Genomic DNA, 14,419 nt, shown 5'->3' on the forward strand with positions numbered 1-14,419 from the left:
AAATGAAAAATCCAAAATTAATAGTAAAGCCTTTCGCTAAGAACGGGCAGAAAAACGTCATCCCTGAAAACTATGAAACTAGCATGGATTCAAACCAAGCAACGTGGGATCAGGGTTTCGGGCAAATCACAATGCTACCTGTCGCCGCGGGCGGTTTACCACCAAAAGGGCAGGACTTTAACGGAATTCTCAACCAGATTTCAGAGAATATTGTTTATCAATCTCAAGGTGGGCGTTTTAAATTTTCCCCGGAATACGCCGAGTCTATTGGTGGGTATCCGAAGGGGGCAATACTTCAGTCTGATGACGAGAAGAAAGAGTATCAAAGCTTAATCGATAACAACAAAGTTAACTTCAATACCGAGTCGAATATCTCAGCATCATGGGAGCTGATCGGTGCTAAGTACGCGATTAAAACCGAGGTTGATTTAGCACTACTGAAAAAGTTCGACAAAGCTAATATTTCAGGCGTAAAAGGAAACGATAACGACAAGGTGCCTAGTCTGAATCTGTTTACCGCTGAGATTGGTAAGTTACAGCCGAAAGGAAACTATCAACCTGCCGGTGACTATGCAACGACCCAATCCTTGAACGACGGGCTTAGTAAAAAGTTTGATAAAGCAGGCGGCGAAGTTAACGGGTATGTTTTAGCTAAAAATCTCGGCGTCAGTAGAGAAGGTAGTACCTTGTGGATTTACTCAAAGAATGCCGAGCGTGATACAGCATTTCTTCAATACCAAGATGGCGACTCATGGGGTGGGCAAATTCTCGTCCCAAAAGTAGCATCCGGAAATGTAGTTTCATTACTATATTCATCGGATATTGTTCAATCCGCGGGGTCATCAACATCAAAAGCCATGAGTCAAGATGCTGCGACAAAAGCTTTCCAGAAGTCAGGAAACTATGCCTCTGGCGATAGTTTTACGCACGCATCGGGCGGCTCACCGATTATAATGACATCATCGGGATTTCATTTCAGAGTTGCTGCTTCAGGTGCAATTGATGCAGTAAGCAGCGATGGAAAGTCTGTATGGGGAGTGAGTTCAACAGGTCAGCTTATAGCAACAATCAATGCAAGTCGTATTGATGGACTTGCTACTGACATAATGGGTGGTGACAAAGAAATCCCCAATTCACCTGCAGTTAGAAAGCGTATGTTTGGTGTATCTCAAACACGAAAAGATGTTACTGCATCGAGGGCGCTAGCGACCACTTACACAAACACCACAGATAAACCGATTATTGTTGATGTTGTCAGTTCAGTGACGATGGATTCAGTTGTTGGAATGATTGAAATTCAAGTGGGCAATATAGTTGTATCCAAGTCAGAGGTAGGGGGAAGTCCAGTCTCTAAACGCTTGTCCGCATCTGCAATTGTGTTACCCGGTGAGCGTTATGCAGTGAGAATGAGTAATGTATCCATTGTCATTTGGAGTGAGATTTCATGAATTATTTTAAAAATAAAAACAATGATGTTTACGCTTATGATGATGAGCAATTAATGCAGGTCGCAAGGCTGTCAGAGCTTGAACAGCTAATTTTAGAGAAAGAGCATGCTCTCGAAAATATGCGAAGTGAATTAAATGCAGCATTAAATATACTGAACGAGTTAAAAGCTGCATTCAATGATGAAGCATCACGGGAAATTGATGAAGATGATATTGACGCGCAAGAAATTCACAAAGATACGCTAATCAAACTGGAATCTGATGTATTTAATAATTTTAAAGCGTATGAAGATATCAATGCAAAATTTGTTAATGCAGAGACTGAATATCTTGCATTAAAAAATGAGTGCGACTCTGTTCTTCCAGCTATCTATGATGTTAGGACTAATGTTCATACAATGAAGAAGATGACGGAAAAAGAAGTTAAAGCCCACTTAAACCCACAAAAATCAAAAGAGCAGCACATTGCAGAAGCAGAAATGCAAAAGCAATTACTTGCTGATGAAGCTGAAAAAAACATCACGATTTTAGAGCGTAAAGTGCGCTTAAATATGGCGACTGAAGTCGATAAAAGTAATCTTAATGCATGGGAAATTTACAGTATTAAAATTGCAGATATCGATACTTCACTAGCACCAGATATCGACTGGCCACAAAAACCTTAACTCTCTTTGTTGTACTCATATCCCTGCGGAAATCGCTTGCTCAATTCTCTGTAATGGACTAAACGCTCACGAAAATACTCGCGCAAGTGTTCGGGTTGCTGTCGCTCGACTTCAACATCAATAACTGGCTTGCCGAGTCTTTCGCGATAAGCGACGCCGGAAGCGGCTAAATCGACATTCACTTTGTCTTTATCTTCTTTCGTTAGTTCTGCGAGATTGAGCATGATGGTTTTCTGTGGGGAATGAATGGCCTGAGTATAGCACGGAGAGTGAATCACTTTGACGAGCTGTGCCGAAATTGTGACGTGAGGATGAGGGGATTTTGTGCATGGGGCATATTTGGGGCAAAAAATTACCGCAAATGAACTCGAACTATCCAGCAGTTCTAAATCAGCTTGCGGTAATTGTCTGTATTTCCACGCTGTAACGCGAATATGCTAGCTTACTTGTTTGTATGCCGTCATATCATGTCAATGCCAGTGTGATTATCATTCTTTAATATTTATGTATTGATACGAAACGCAGGCAATGTCTGCGTTTTTTATTTGTTTTTAAATTGCGAAGTAAGCATCAATAAATAAGTTAATCTATTATTATTTCTTTTTGTCATTTTTAATATAACTATTTCTTACTCATGTAGGGTGAATGGGTAATACACTAAACTAGTGTTTATTTTATGAGCTCAATAATAATGGGTATGTTATGAATGATAATAATATTAGTGAAAATCACGGGCGAGATAATATTACCAATAAAAAGGAGTACGAAAGTGTTATTAAAAAAGGTGCGTTCTTTATATTAAATAGTAGCGGTGAAACTATTAATTCTATTGTTGTTAGTTATTATTCAGGATTGAAAGGTAATAAAGCGATACAACGAATTGATAAGCTAGAGCATTTGGAAATGGCTGAGTCTGGATGTGAATTTACATACACGGTAATGGCATGGAGTCATACGGATTATTGGGATGTTGATTTCAAAATATCAACAGGAAAAACTATATCTTATAGAAAACAAGCCTGTAATATACGATATTGGGATAATGGCATTGTGATTATTAATATAGTAAAAGATTTTAGGTTGTTTATAAAGTTCTCAAATTCAGGTGGTTGCCATAATTAATTTTTTAATAAAAATTGGAGGCAAATGGATAACGTAATAGAAAAATCACTTGCAACTAACCATACTGGTTATTTCTATGTGATGAACTGCTCTTTGCAGGAGCTAAAATCTGTTAGTGTCACGCATTCTACAGATTACCCTCATAGTATGCTTAATATTACTGCTGATTACAGTAACCTAAAAAATATGAGCACAACTAAATTAGGACATTCATTTCCATATGAGACCGGTTTTTTATCTCATTTTGATTACTGGACTGTTGAAATAGAAACAGCATCTGGGTACAAATATAAAACTAATGACTATTTTCTTTGTAATTTAAATTTCGACGATGATGGTTTTGTGTATATGGCTATTCTTCCCGATTTATCAGTCCATACTATTTTTTCTTATTCATCAGGATGTGTAAATCATTTAAAAAATAACTTTACAAAATAGGATTTATATCATGAAGAAAAAAATAATTTTATTAGTCTGTGTGTTGTATTCAAGTTTTTCAATGGCAAATCAGAATATTATAAATAAGGCATTTGCAGATAATTGTAATGCCTACCTCAACAAAGAAAAAAGAATTTCCACTATCACATTAGGTGAGCAAGATGTATTTAATAAAAGGGCTTTTTTTACAATAACTCTACGTGATGGAGATGCGGATACAAAGGAAATATCTATATTGGAATCGGTTGGGAACGAGTATGGTAGAGCAATGTTCCAGCTTATGAATACTGCATATTTATCAAATTCAAATATTAAAATAACTAGCTGTTCATCAAATAAAATCAGTGCAGCATCAATATCCTATAAATAAAATGTAAATTGTTTTGATAGTAAGAGGGTAATTATTACCCTCATTTTTATAAGTCGCTTAGATATTTCTGATTAAAAATAGGTTTACGTTATACATCAGGAAGTTCTATCCAGTTTTTTGACTAACCAAAGCCCACTTTGCTTCATGGCATAGCCAAATAAAACGCCGACAATAAGTGACGGGATAGTCAATTGCCAATTTCCTTGTGCTGCAAAGGTTGCACAGGCACCAATAAAGGTTCCTGGAATATAGGCAAGCCACGATTTTTGGGCTTGAAAACACATGACAAAAGCGATAAATGTGGTTACAAAGTAGCCTGTGAAATTAGGTAGGTCATGGGTGAGTTTATCGCTATGAATAATAACTAATCCCCAAACAACACCACTTAGTGCTGTTAATGCTGTCACCAGCAAACCCTTCACACCATCTTTCGGATAGGCAAAATAAGCGGTACATCCTAAAAATCCCGCCCAACTGATCAAGCCAAATACATCAGCAACCCATGCCCATAGCCCAGAAAGAATAGCAGTCGTTAATGACAAAGAAAAAAGTAGTTTCACAATGATGACTTTATAAATAAGAATTTGGGAAAGCAGAGCATTTTATAGAGGGATTTTAATTGTTGCAATTAAATGATGGATAATCAGCACAGAGAAAAGACATGATGGTTAAGTTAAAAGTGCTAACGGTTAATTAAATTTAATTTTGGAAAATTGAATAGGGATATTGATAATTAATCGTTAAATAAAAATTAGCATCAATTTACATTGATGCTAATAAATATGGCGAGAAGAATAAAGATAGTTATTGGTTAAAGATTACCAACCGTAAGCAATACCTGCACCGAGAACGGCTCTATCCGAGTTATTCCAGGAAATAGAGCTACGCAAGTTTAAGTTTTGCTTAACTTGATACTGAGCTCCAGCTGCGATGGCGTTACCGTTTTTAAAATTACCTAAGCCTAATCCGGCGCTAAAACGTGTGTTGGTGGTGTAAGGAATATTGGTCATTGCAGCAACTGAAGCAATACCGGCATTTGCATCACGAGCAGTTTGGTGGATTTTACTTTCCATTTGGTCAACTCGGGTATTTATTTGATTGAGCTGCTGTGTTTGAAGTTTTTCTTGTTTGTCGAGTTTATCAAAACGGTCGATATTAAGCATTTGTTGATTGCGTAAAATTAAATCAGCATGAGCTTTACTATTTTTTTCTGCATCTTCAATTAATTGGCTTGTAATTAGATCACTTTCTCTAATGTCTTTGTCGAGCTTTTCTATGGCAATATTCAGTTGTTTGGTATCTGTTTCATGTTTTTTGTTTGTGTCATCAATTAATAAAGTTGTAATAGCTTCACTTCTAAAAACTTCATCATCAACATATTTTTTATTCTTCATTTCACTATCATTAAAGTTTTTTTCTAAATCAGATAAAGAGCTTTGTAATTTCTTAATGGAATTTCCTTTTTCAGCTATGTTTTTTTCTTGCTTATTATTTTCTTGGCTTAAATTATTAATAGACATATTTAATAAATTAATTGCATGGTTATTATCTTCGATTTTATTCTCTAAATGGGCAAGGTTATTTTTTTGGGAGCTGGATAGAGGATTTGCTGATATTGATGAGTTAGTTAAAGTAATAGGGGATAAGCTAGCAGGTTCTTTTTCATTTAATGTGGATAATTTTTTAATTAATGGTGATGATGTTTCGATTGCATACGCCAGAACATCAACAACAGGTGTCATAGTCTCGGCTATATCAATATATTTATTAATATTATCGCTAAGTTTTTCATCATTTTTTAACTCAAAAGTGGTTCTATTATCCTCATGTCGATGCTCTGGGTAATCATAAGGAGAATTTATAGCATCTTGAAAACCAGTTAAAGCAAGGGATTGAGAAGATAAGGATGTGAGGGTAGCCATACTTAAAGCACTTAATAGCAATTTATTTTTCATAACGAAATTTCCATATAACGAATAAAAATTAGAGTGGAATAATTGAGGTAAATTATTATTCATAAAAAACGTTGGAATAATAATTTGAATATTAAAAAAAATAAAATCCGTTTTTATTTTTAATTGATTCGGAAAAATCGTGTTGGATGAAGATTAATGCAGTGGAATTGATGATGGGAATGAAGTGTAATTCTGGGGTGCTTTAAAGTAATTTAAAAATTAATTTTTATCAAACTAATAACTGAGAAATAGGGGAATATTAAATACATTCCCCAATCATGGTATAAGCTATTTCTTCACTTTATGGACGATATCAAAATATTTGGTTTTATCATCCTGTGATGGGTAAATTCGGTAAGTATATTCTTCCGGTGTCACGGTCACGTTTTCAACTACACGAGTAAACAGGACTTCACCTTTGTCATCTTTTGCAGTTAATGAGCGGGTTTTACCATCTTCGCTGAATGACCAATCACCCTGCATTTTTGGCGCACCCTCAAGGGTTAGCATCTTAAAAGTACCATCTGGGTAATACTCTGCAAGCCCAAAGAAGTTTGCCACTTGTTTATCTGTTGCAGGCACCTCTTTTTTATCTTGATCGACAGCTTGAGTGGTTACCCAGACTTTATCAATCATAATCTCTTCATAGGCATTGGCTTTTTTTGCGCTAACAGCTTGCTTTGCAACAGGCGCCGTTGAGTTAGCTTGAGCTGTAAAAGCAGCAGTGGTGGACATCACAATCAGGGCGGCAATAATCGGTTTTAATTTCATAAGAACTCCATTTATTAAGATTAGAAATGTGAGTAACAAAATCGAACAGGTCTTCATCATTAATTAAACAGCGAGCAAAGCAAAGGTAAGAATTATGATTAATTATTAAAAATGTAAGCTTACGTTGGGTTATGTATTCAAAGAAAATAGGCATCAGCAAACAAAACTCGGCTTATCCCATGTAATTTTTCTGTTAAAAACAGTATTAAATAGAAAGTCGAAATAAAATTATAGCTAAGCTATCTAATCAGTGTTAATTCAGATTTATATTTTGGTCGGTTTACCATGAAAAATTTACAAATACTTGTTTATACGGATTGTCTGATCTCAATCAAATACGTTGGATTTTGCCTGTAGAAAGGGGTTATACGGAGAATTTTCTGGTGATTTCAGATGTATTTTGTCTTAGAACATGTTATTTTTCTGTGAAATTTTCATCTCCAAGCCACTTTGCCATTTTTTGCATCTTTTGTGGGTAAAAAAAGGGCGATACTTTAACTTATAGGTTTAAGTAAAAATACATGGGCTTGAGTAAAAGTAATTGAATCAACAGGATTTTAGCTATGGCAGTAAGAGAAATTATTGAAATTCCAGATGAAAGATTGCGTATTCAGTGCAGTCCCGTTACGGATTTCGCATCAGTACAAACATTGGTCGATGATTTAATTGAAACCATGTACAGCACTGACAACGGCATCGGGTTGGCGGCAACGCAAATCGCCGAAACCAAAGCCATTATGGTGATTGATATTTCGGAAGAACGTAATCAGCCAATGGTATTTATCAACCCACAAATTATTGAGAGCGAAGGGGAGACGAGCTATCAAGAGGGTTGTTTATCTGTACCAGATGTTTACGCTGATGTGCCACGCTTTTTGCGTGTGAAGGTGAAGGCGTTTGACCGTGACGGCAAGGAGTTTGTTGTCGACAGTGACGAGTTTTTAGCGATTGTCATGCAACATGAAATTGACCATTTAAACGGTAAAGTGTTTATTGACCACTTATCCACGTTAAAGCGCAATATGTTGTTGAAAAAGCTCAAAAAGCAGCAAAGATTAAAACAGCAGTAAGTTCCCACCTATTTTACGGCTTCCCGAGACCCAACAAGTGTGATTCGGGGAGCTGCTATTGCGTGCTTTGTGCCAATTGGGTTGTCCTATTAAGTTAAGCGTCAGGTTAACTGCCTGACACTTTACCGTTTACTCGAGAGGTTTAATAACCCTTGGAGCATCGGGTTGATCAAATTGGCCGTAGCTATTATTCAATACCTTTTGTTGGTCGAGCTGTTTGATTTCTTTACTTAAAAAATTCAAATGATTTTGTAAGTGTTCTTTTGTCACTCGTTCGTTTTCAATGATCTGGTGTAGTAACTGCACAAAGTCGTCAGTAATAGGTTGTTCCTGCTCATATTCTTGAGTCAGAGCCGTTAAATTCTCAACGGCAAGGACATATTCAGTTTCTCGGGAGATTAATGACTCCCATTCCCCTGATTGTGCGAGCGAAACTAAGTTTTCACTTAATATTAAGACATTACGATATATTTCAAGTAAATAGAGAGGATTTTTATTGTCCACCTGGTTATCTTTCATCCACATTTGCACCGATTTGTTGCCATGCAGAGGCGATATCGGAGAGTAATTGGTAAACTTCTTGGACATAAGTCACGTTGTTTTCTATGTTGGCGCGGAGCAATTGCCGCGTCATGTATTCATACAAACTTGCTAAATTTTCAGCAAGTTCGCCACCAGCCTCGTAATTTAGCGATTGTTTTAATCCCGTGTCAATGATGTCGATTGCTTTTGAGATTTCTTTACCCTTTTCAGCAATGTTTCCCTGCTCCATAAAAATTTCCCCCCGTTTAAGGGCACTTAAGGCCCCTTTAAACAGGATTTGGATCAGTTGATACGGGGTCGCATTGGCGATTTCACTCTCCAAACTGACCTGCTGATAGGCTTGATTAGCTTTACGTTGATACATGCGGTTAACCTAAAAGTCTGCCTAATGAACTGCTTGTGCTGTTCAGTGAACTCATCATCTTATCGAGGTTTTGGAACTGACGACGATAGATATCCATGGTGTTTTCAATTTGTTTATTGGTTTGCTCGATACGTTTATCGATGCTTTTCTTTTTCTTCTGTACGCCATCTGTGGCGTTATGCAGCGTACCTTCTTTACTATCTAAGGTATCCTTTAAGAAATTAAAGTTTTCGGTCGCAAATCCAGTCTTTTCACCGTCACCGGCAAAGAATACTTTTACGCTTGATGGGTTATCTTTTAGGGCACTATCGAGTTTTTTATTGTCGATTTCTAACGTGCCATCCAGTTTTTGCTTAATCCCCATTTTATTCAGCAGGTTCAGTTCGCCGCTATCTTGTGGACTACGCACTTGAGTACGCAAGGTGCTTTGAATTGCACGCAAAGTGGAATCACCAATTAATGGACCATTAGTTTTATCCGGTGCAGTACCTTTTTCAGTAGGGGTATATTTAGTGAGTTCTTTAGCTAAGCTTTGGAATTCATTATAGGCATCCACCCATGCTTTGATTTTCGCTTTAGCAGGCTCAATATCTTCAGAGATAATTAAATGTTCTGATTTGCTATCTTCACTCTCTTTCTTTAAAGACAGAGTTAAACCGGGAAATAAGTCTTTGGCTTCGTTGGTTTGTGATTCAAGATCAAAACCGTCGATAGTTAATAGTGCGTTTTGTGGTGGAACTTTTTGATCCATACCCGTAGTAGCATCAGTGTTTAATGTCACTTTGCCATTTGTATCAATTTCAGATTTAACGTTTAACATGGCGGCTAAATTACTATCACCTTCCACATTGATGCTAATTCGGTTATCGGTTCCGGCTTTTTTCGAAGTAACCACTAAGTGGTATTGATTGTCTTTATCTTTAATAACGGAAGCTGAAACGCCTTTATCGGTTTTATTAATGGCGTCCGCAATTTCGATTAATGAAGTATGTTCATTATCGAGTTTGATAACAATTTTATCTTTATCTTCTTTTTGTGAAGGCTGGGTAATTGTAATCGTTCGTTCTGTTGCGCCGTTACCTAGTAATTTTTTATTATCATCAACACCTTTTGTTGCAATAGTTTGTGCTTTTGCCAGTTGATTGACTTTAACATCATGTACACCCGCAATAGCCTTACCATCAGTTTTTACATCAAAGGCTTTATATTCACCACTCACTTTAGTGGTGCTGATGTCTTGATATTTTTTGAGATCTTCCGCCGCTTTTTTCAGTTTTTCTAATGAAGATTGCATCTTACCAAATGCACTGATTTGCGCATCATAGCTGGCTTTTTGTTGTGTTAATGGGTCGAGACGGCGTCTTTCCATTGCCTCTAATTGATCCATTTGCACATTTAAGTCTAAGTTAGCCCCGATACCGAGTGTGGATATGCCTGCCATAAATCTCTCCTGAATATAAACCCTGAAAATAAATTCGTATTTAGTCCTTTATCGGCGAATTGGGGAAAAATATTAGACTATTCTGCGAAATAATAATGGAAGGAGTTAAACCGTAAAAAGCAGGTAATTAGGCTTATTGAATAAAAATGATAAGGACATTAACCATAATCGAAGGGTTTAATAAAAAATTTAGTTTGAAAAAAGCTGATTCCAGTGCGCTTTTGTCGTTACTCGTGAAAAATTTTTATAAAAATGGCTAAAGGGGTTTTGGGCGCCGCCGATAATGTATTTGCTGACAAAATTTCTTAACAGAATACTCGTCATACTTCACGCTGTATCGGTGTTGGCTGCACTCAGTCACCCTAGTCACATACTTCAGTATGCTCCTAGGGATACCTTCGCTGGCCGCCTAGATACAGCCTGAATTATTTAGAGTATTAACACTGTAATATATTGAATAATAAAGGACATACATTATGGCACAGGTCATTAACACTAACATTCTGTCTCTGACTACTCAGAACAACTTAAACCGTTCACAAGGCGTACTGGGTACTGCGATTGAGCGTTTATCTTCCGGTTCACGTATCAACAGCGCAAAAGATGACGCTGCTGGCCAAGCAATCGCTAACCGTTTCACTGCAAACGTTAAAGGTTTAACTCAAGCAGCACGTAACGCAAACGACGGTATCTCTATCGCACAAACCGCTGAAGGTGCAGTTAACGAAATCAACGATAACTTACAACGTGTTCGTGAACTGACTGTTCAAGCACAAAACGGCACTAACTCTAAGAGCGACATCGAGTCTATCAATAAAGAAGTTCAAGCTCGTATGGAAGAGATCAACCGTATCTCTGAACAAACTCAGTTTAACGGCGTAAAAGTATTAACTAAAGACACTAGCATGAGTGTTCAAGTGGGTACTAACGATAAAGAAACTATCTCTATCGGTCTGAAAAAAGTAGACAGCGAAACTTTAGGTTTAACTGGTTTTGATGCAAGTTCTGGTAAAACAATGGGTAAAGAAATTTCTTTATCTGACTTTGATGCAATGAAGGGTCCTGGTGGTCAAGCTGTTGGTGCTGGTAATACAGATACTGCTTTAAAAGCAATGACCTTTGATACAGATGGCGCGACTGGTGTTAAATTTACCGATGCGAAAGTATATCAAAAATTAGATGCTAACGGCGAAGCGGATGGCAAGAAAGTCTATATCGTAGGTAAAGGTGATGACGGTAAAGAGCATACCGTAGAAACAACTTACGCTGTTGCTGATGGCACAACACCTGCAACTGACCCTGCAAAAATTACATTTACTAACGGCAGCACCGCGATGACTGAAAAAGAGTTATCAGTGTTCAAACCATTAGATACTTTAGACAAAGCATTAGCGCAAGTTGATAGCTTCCGTTCAGACTTAGGTGCTATCCAAAACCGTCTGCAGTCTACTATCAATAACCTGAACAACTCTGTTAACAACCTGAGCGCAGCACGTAGCCGTATCCAAGATGCTGACTTCGCTACAGAAGTTTCTAACATGAGCCGTGGTCAGATTCTGCAACAAGCAGGTACTGCTGTGTTAGCGCAAGCTAACCAGGTTCCACAAGGTGTGTTAAGCCTGTTACGTTAATTCGTGATTGGTTAATGATATTGAAGGCCAGCAATGCTGGCCTTTTTCATGCCCGTCATGTTTCGCGCCGCAGCGTTGTTATTAGTTTGAACGCCCGTCATACTTCGCGCCACAGCGTTGTTGACTTCAGTCGCTCACCCGAATCACGTACTCATGTACGCTCATCGGGATAATCTCCTTCGTCGCCTAGCTGCAACACGAATTATTTAGGGCGCGCTTTGGCATTATTAAGGTCAAAAAAAATGTCAAAAACAAGGTCAAAAACAAGGTCAAAGGTAAGGGCAAGGTCAAAAGAAAAAGCAAAAATAGACTCAAAAAATATTGGGCTTCATCAAATTTATTTAGGATAAAAAGAATAACGGCTGATTTAGTGCCTTACTCTGCGGATTGAAATTACGCGTAACACAGATAATGGCTACCTTTAGTTAAAACTTGAAGGGTGATTCAGGTTGTGAGTGATTTATATACTGCCGAAGGTGTCATTAATAAAAATAGCCTATGGGAGCGTTATTACCCTCTAATACGCCATGAAGCCCTGAAACTGCAAGTCCGACTTCCTGCCAGCGTTGATATCGATGACCTAATCCAAGCGGGGGGCATCGGTTTACTCCACGCATTAGAACGTTTCGATGCCTCATTAGGTGCCTCTTTTGCCACTTACGCTGTGCAGCGGATCCGCGGATCCATGCTCGATGAACTGCGTAGCCGTGACTGGGTTCCTCGTAGCGTACGTCGCCAAGCGCGAGAAATGACCAAAGCCATTGGTGAACTTGAGCAAAGCCTTGGGCGCAGTGCGACGGAGCCAGAAATTGCCAAAGCGCTGGATATCGATTTGGCGGAATATCGCCAAGTGCTGCTAGATACCAACAATAGCCAACTGTTCTCCTACGATGAATGGCACGAAGTGCACGGGGAAAGCTGCGAACCTTCAATGGATGAAGACGATGGCGGCAACCCACTGAGTTTACTGATGGAATCCAGCCTGAAAGACCAAATCGTGGCGGCAATAGAACAATTGCCAGAGCGCGAAAAAATGGTGCTGACGCTGTATTACCAAGAAGAACTGAATTTGAAAGAGATTGGTGCGGTGCTGGAGGTGGGGGAGTCGAGAGTGAGTCAGCTTCACAGTCAGGCCATCAAACGGTTGCGCTCTAAGCTGAGGACTTAAATGCTCGTCATACTTCACGCCGTGACTGTGTTGGCTTCATAAGCTAACCCTAGTCACATACTTATGTATGCTCCCAGGGCTTAGCGTATTCGCCGCCTTGCCGTAACTCGAATGCTCATCATACTTCGAACCACTGCGTTGTTGGCTGCTCTCAGCTACCCGAATCACATACTTATGTATGCTCATCGGGATATCTTCGTTTGCCGCCTAGCCGTGGATTCGAATTATTTAGAGCATTGGGGGCGTCATAATAAAGGGCAAAACTAAAGCAAAAATAAGGGTGAAACAAAGTCTCGGTATTTTAGGACTTCATTTTATCTAGAAAGCGTTTGGCGGAGATATGCCATGTGTTGGGGCAGGGATTGAAGCCGAGTTTGGGGTAGGTGTTTTGGGAGTCGGGGGTGGAGCGAAAAATTAAATGACACTCGGGGGGAAGCTCCTCGGCGGTGAGGCGCAGCAAATGCTTACCGACACCTTGGTGAAGATACTGAGTATCTACCGCAATTTCAGAGATATAGCAGCAAAAACTAAAATCCGTGATCGCGCGAGCGAAACCCACCACCTGCTCATCCACCCAAGCACTGATCAACAAATCCGCATTATTTAACATCGAATCCAGCAACGCGACATCGTCAGTGGGCACAAACGTATCCAGTGGGGATTGCTTCAATAAATTCAAAAAATCATCCACCGAAATCGAATGGTTCACTTTATATGTAATGTGGCTATTCACTGGCTCCATGTCATTCCCTCATAAATAAAAACGCTAATATAGTTTTAGCTCGAAATCATGAAAATTGCCTGTTTTTCTTTGTATTTTTGCGTGATGACATTGCGCTATTTGATGAAGAGTAATGAAAGCAATAGATAAAAATGCAGAAATAATCACTATGGGTATTAATGAGTATTCAAACAATTGATTTTATGATTAATTAATTCCAACTATTTAATAAATAACAATATTTAAAAATCAATAATGGATTTTATACACCAATGGGTTGTAAGTGAATATAATGCCAAATTATGCATTTACAGTAGGTATCCATATGTTCAAAAAGGTTATTGTTGTCTTTTTTCTTATTTTCTGTGCTCCTTTTGGCTTTGCCACCGACTTGTCATTTAAAGAAAAATCACCCGTTGATCGCCTATATCATGAAAACTACCAAGGAGTGGACTCACTGCGGGAAGAGCAGAAGTTCAAATTTGACCCTAAATTAAAAATTGCTCAGCAAGATCGTAGCTACCAATCGCTACTCGAACAACGGGATGAAGATGAAAAGTCCTTGCTCAATCACATCCGCCCTTGTGATATCAACCCAACGGCAGCAGGCTGTCCGGGGCATTTATCGTGGATGAACAACCCGCGCGAGCTTCAATCCATGCTAGAGCAAAAATATCAGAATGAATAATTAGTATTCCCCGTGTTGCAAACA

At 38.5% G+C, this 14,419-nt stretch carries 17 protein-coding genes; 9 read left to right on the plus strand and 8 right to left on the minus strand.

Translation table 11 applies throughout. The features are described from left to right. Positions 1–2: 2 nt before the first annotated feature. Together ACIH2S_RS07520 and ACIH2S_RS07525 are read left to right on the plus strand one after the other, a co-directional pair. Positions 3–1,448: a hypothetical protein gene (locus ACIH2S_RS07520; protein WP_430248440.1), complete on the plus strand. Its 1,446-nt coding sequence runs from the start codon at positions 3–5 to the stop codon at positions 1,446–1,448. Then, positions 1,445–2,113 (plus strand): tail fiber assembly protein, encoded by a 669-nt coding sequence (locus ACIH2S_RS07525; RefSeq protein WP_430248441.1) that lies wholly within the window; start codon positions 1,445–1,447, stop codon positions 2,111–2,113. Before ACIH2S_RS07520 ends, ACIH2S_RS07525 begins: the two co-directional genes overlap by 4 nt. Here the strand turns inward: ACIH2S_RS07525 and ACIH2S_RS07530 are convergent. Then, a complete protein-coding gene (locus ACIH2S_RS07530) occupies positions 2,110–2,337 on the minus strand; it encodes a DNA polymerase III subunit theta (protein ID WP_430248561.1) in 228 nt (75 codons plus the stop codon). The two genes, ACIH2S_RS07525 and ACIH2S_RS07530, sit on opposite strands and share 4 nt — an antisense overlap. Positions 2,338–2,815: 478 nt before the next feature. Between ACIH2S_RS07530 and ACIH2S_RS07535 the strand changes: the two genes are divergently transcribed. Genes ACIH2S_RS07535 through ACIH2S_RS07545 form a run of 3 tightly spaced genes read left to right on the plus strand, consistent with a single transcriptional unit; the run spans position 2,816 to position 4,043 of the window. Beyond that, positions 2,816–3,235: a hypothetical protein gene (locus ACIH2S_RS07535; RefSeq protein WP_108479073.1), complete on the plus strand. Its 420-nt coding sequence runs from the start codon at positions 2,816–2,818 to the stop codon at positions 3,233–3,235. 24 nt (positions 3,236–3,259) lie between these two features. Beyond that, positions 3,260–3,673, plus strand: coding sequence for a hypothetical protein (locus ACIH2S_RS07540; protein WP_036951373.1), 414 nt, complete (start codon positions 3,260–3,262; stop codon positions 3,671–3,673). Positions 3,674–3,683: 10 nt separating this feature from the next. Next, positions 3,684–4,043: a hypothetical protein gene (locus ACIH2S_RS07545; protein WP_108479072.1), complete on the plus strand. Its 360-nt coding sequence runs from the start codon at positions 3,684–3,686 to the stop codon at positions 4,041–4,043. A 95-nt stretch (positions 4,044–4,138) separates the two neighbouring features. Here the strand turns inward: ACIH2S_RS07545 and ACIH2S_RS07550 are convergent, their stop codons facing one another. From ACIH2S_RS07550 to ACIH2S_RS07560, 3 genes are all read right to left on the minus strand, one after another. Next, positions 4,139–4,603, minus strand: coding sequence for a DUF1097 domain-containing protein (locus tag ACIH2S_RS07550; protein WP_108479108.1), 465 nt, complete (start codon positions 4,601–4,603; stop codon positions 4,139–4,141). A 258-nt stretch (positions 4,604–4,861) separates the two neighbouring features. Further along, positions 4,862–5,998: a YadA-like family protein gene (locus ACIH2S_RS07555; RefSeq protein ID WP_159075032.1), complete on the minus strand. Its 1,137-nt coding sequence runs from the start codon at positions 5,996–5,998 to the stop codon at positions 4,862–4,864. A gap of 288 nt (positions 5,999–6,286) precedes the next feature. Next, positions 6,287–6,769 (minus strand): DUF4822 domain-containing protein, encoded by a 483-nt coding sequence (locus tag ACIH2S_RS07560; RefSeq protein WP_108479070.1) that lies wholly within the window; start codon positions 6,767–6,769, stop codon positions 6,287–6,289. A 563-nt stretch (positions 6,770–7,332) separates the two neighbouring features. Here ACIH2S_RS07560 and def point away from each other — a divergent pair. After that, positions 7,333–7,839 carry a peptide deformylase gene (gene def / locus ACIH2S_RS07565; RefSeq protein ID WP_036951367.1) on the plus strand — a complete coding sequence of 169 codons (507 nt, stop codon included), beginning with the start codon at positions 7,333–7,335 and terminating at the stop codon, positions 7,837–7,839. Between the two features lie 129 nt (positions 7,840–7,968). Here the strand turns inward: def and fliT are convergent, their stop codons facing one another. From fliT to fliD, 3 genes are read right to left on the minus strand one after another with little or no spacing between them, the layout of a single operon-like run. Continuing rightward, the gene (fliT, locus tag ACIH2S_RS07570; protein ID WP_036951364.1) at positions 7,969–8,358 is read right to left on the minus strand and encodes a flagellar protein FliT; all 390 of its coding nucleotides are present in this window, start codon (positions 8,356–8,358) and stop codon (positions 7,969–7,971) included. After that, a complete protein-coding gene (gene fliS / locus ACIH2S_RS07575) occupies positions 8,348–8,746 on the minus strand; it encodes a flagellar export chaperone FliS (RefSeq protein ID WP_006657543.1) in 399 nt (132 codons plus the stop codon). The genes fliT and fliS overlap by 11 nt, the downstream gene beginning before the upstream one ends. 4 nt (positions 8,747–8,750) lie before the next feature. Next, positions 8,751–10,187 carry a flagellar filament capping protein FliD gene (fliD, locus tag ACIH2S_RS07580; protein WP_108479068.1) on the minus strand — a complete coding sequence of 479 codons (1,437 nt, stop codon included), beginning with the start codon at positions 10,185–10,187 and terminating at the stop codon, positions 8,751–8,753. Positions 10,188–10,663: 476 nt separating this feature from the next. On the opposite strand from fliD, the gene ACIH2S_RS07585 reads away from it, so the two are divergent. Both ACIH2S_RS07585 and ACIH2S_RS07590 read left to right on the plus strand, forming a co-directional pair. Beyond that, positions 10,664–11,818, plus strand: coding sequence for a FliC/FljB family flagellin (locus ACIH2S_RS07585; RefSeq protein ID WP_108479067.1), 1,155 nt, complete (start codon positions 10,664–10,666; stop codon positions 11,816–11,818). Positions 11,819–12,269: 451 nt separating this feature from the next. After that, complete coding sequence (locus ACIH2S_RS07590) at positions 12,270–12,986, plus strand: RNA polymerase sigma factor FliA (RefSeq protein WP_036951358.1); 717 nt, start codon at positions 12,270–12,272, stop codon at positions 12,984–12,986. A 301-nt stretch (positions 12,987–13,287) separates the two neighbouring features. Here ACIH2S_RS07590 and ACIH2S_RS07595 read toward each other — a convergent pair whose 3' ends face one another. Further along, a complete protein-coding gene (locus tag ACIH2S_RS07595; protein ID WP_108479066.1) occupies positions 13,288–13,728 on the minus strand; it encodes a GNAT family N-acetyltransferase in 441 nt (146 codons plus the stop codon). A gap of 304 nt (positions 13,729–14,032) precedes the next feature. On the opposite strand from ACIH2S_RS07595, the gene ACIH2S_RS07600 reads away from it, so the two are divergent. Next, a complete protein-coding gene (locus ACIH2S_RS07600) occupies positions 14,033–14,395 on the plus strand; it encodes a hypothetical protein (RefSeq protein WP_230082499.1) in 363 nt (120 codons plus the stop codon). Positions 14,396–14,419 lie beyond the last annotated feature (24 nt).

Source organism: Providencia lanzhouensis (genome assembly GCF_050469745.1).
Classification (GTDB): Bacteria; Pseudomonadota; Gammaproteobacteria; order Enterobacterales; family Enterobacteriaceae; genus Providencia; species Providencia lanzhouensis.

Excerpts from the sequence above, each read along its gene's own strand:
- ACIH2S_RS07520 (WP_430248440.1), top strand. The coding sequence starts at position 3 with ATGAAAAATCCAAAATTAATAGTAAAGCCTTTCGCTAAGAACGGGCAG.
- ACIH2S_RS07525 (WP_430248441.1), top strand. The coding sequence starts at position 1,445 with ATGAATTATTTTAAAAATAAAAACAATGATGTTTACGCTTATGATGAT.
- ACIH2S_RS07530 (WP_430248561.1), bottom strand. The coding sequence starts at position 2,337 with ATGCTCAATCTCGCAGAACTAACGAAAGAAGATAAAGACAAAGTGAAT.
- ACIH2S_RS07535 (WP_108479073.1), top strand. The coding sequence starts at position 2,816 with ATGAATGATAATAATATTAGTGAAAATCACGGGCGAGATAATATTACC.
- ACIH2S_RS07540 (WP_036951373.1), top strand. The coding sequence starts at position 3,260 with ATGGATAACGTAATAGAAAAATCACTTGCAACTAACCATACTGGTTAT.
- ACIH2S_RS07545 (WP_108479072.1), top strand. The coding sequence starts at position 3,684 with ATGAAGAAAAAAATAATTTTATTAGTCTGTGTGTTGTATTCAAGTTTT.
- ACIH2S_RS07555 (WP_159075032.1), bottom strand. The coding sequence starts at position 5,998 with ATGAAAAATAAATTGCTATTAAGTGCTTTAAGTATGGCTACCCTCACA.
- ACIH2S_RS07560 (WP_108479070.1), bottom strand. The coding sequence starts at position 6,769 with ATGAAATTAAAACCGATTATTGCCGCCCTGATTGTGATGTCCACCACT.
- def (WP_036951367.1), top strand. The coding sequence starts at position 7,333 with ATGGCAGTAAGAGAAATTATTGAAATTCCAGATGAAAGATTGCGTATT.
- fliT (WP_036951364.1), bottom strand. The coding sequence starts at position 8,358 with ATGAAAGATAACCAGGTGGACAATAAAAATCCTCTCTATTTACTTGAA.
- fliS (WP_006657543.1), bottom strand. The coding sequence starts at position 8,746 with ATGTATCAACGTAAAGCTAATCAAGCCTATCAGCAGGTCAGTTTGGAG.
- fliD (WP_108479068.1), bottom strand. The coding sequence starts at position 10,187 with ATGGCAGGCATATCCACACTCGGTATCGGGGCTAACTTAGACTTAAAT.
- ACIH2S_RS07585 (WP_108479067.1), top strand. The coding sequence starts at position 10,664 with ATGGCACAGGTCATTAACACTAACATTCTGTCTCTGACTACTCAGAAC.
- ACIH2S_RS07595 (WP_108479066.1), bottom strand. The coding sequence starts at position 13,728 with ATGGAGCCAGTGAATAGCCACATTACATATAAAGTGAACCATTCGATT.
- ACIH2S_RS07600 (WP_230082499.1), top strand. The coding sequence starts at position 14,033 with ATGTTCAAAAAGGTTATTGTTGTCTTTTTTCTTATTTTCTGTGCTCCT.